The following is a 912-nucleotide window of genomic DNA, read 5'->3' on the forward strand; positions in this document are numbered from 1 at the left end:
AGGCGCAGTCACCGGCGTGGGCCGGGCAGCCGTCATCGGATCCGGATGCGCGCGCGCTGGGCCTGGGCCCGCACCATCTGGCCTATGTGATCTACACGTCGGGTTCCACCGGCACGCCCAAGGGCGTCATGGTTGAGCATGCCCAGATTGTTCGTTTGTTCGAGGCGACGCAGCACTGGTTTGGCTTCAATGAACGCGACGTATGGTGTCTGTTCCATTCCTTCTCGTTCGATTTCTCAGTATGGGAGTTGTGGGGGGCGCTACGCCATGGCGGCTGTGTGGTGCTCGTGCCCGGGCATGTTGCTCGCGCGCCTTCAGCATTCGATGAGCTAATCCGCAGATATGGCGTCACAGTTCTGAACCAGACCCCCTCAGCTTTTAGAGCCCTGATGGATGTGGAGTCTCACAGCCGTGTTCCGAACCGACTTCGATACGTGATCTTTGGTGGTGAGAGGCTCGACCCGTCGATGCTCAGGTCATGGTCTGGGAGATATTCCGGTCACGCGCCACAACTGATCAACATGTACGGCATCACGGAAATGACCGTGCATGTGACCTATCGGTCTCTTGGCCAGTCTGACTCGTCCGGACCGGGTGGTCTGATCGGAAGGCGCATTCCCGATCTTCGGATCTATCTGCTGGACGGTCATGGAGAGCCGGTGCCGTTCGGGGCGGTGGGCGAGCTCTACATTGGTGGGGCAGGGGTTGCGCGCGGCTACCTGAACCGTGCGGAGCTGAGCGCGCAGCGGTTCATGGCCGATCCGTTCAGTGCGCAGCCGGGCGCGCGGCTGTACCGCACGGGGGACCTGGCGCGGTACCTGCCGGATGGCAATCTGGAGTTTCTGGGGCGCACCGACGAGCAGGTCAAGATCCGGGGCTTTCGGATCGAGCCGGGCGAGGTGGCCGCGCACC

At 62.5% G+C, this 912-nt stretch carries 1 protein-coding gene; it reads left to right on the forward strand.

Annotated features, from left to right (window positions below; translation table 11 throughout):
• A partial coding sequence (locus tag AB4Y34_RS41755; RefSeq protein ID WP_368719294.1) for an amino acid adenylation domain-containing protein occupies positions 1-912 on the forward strand: 912 nt, incomplete at both ends.

Source organism: Paraburkholderia sp. BR10954 (assembly GCF_040965775.1).
Classification (GTDB): Bacteria; Pseudomonadota; Gammaproteobacteria; order Burkholderiales; family Burkholderiaceae; genus Paraburkholderia; species Paraburkholderia youngii.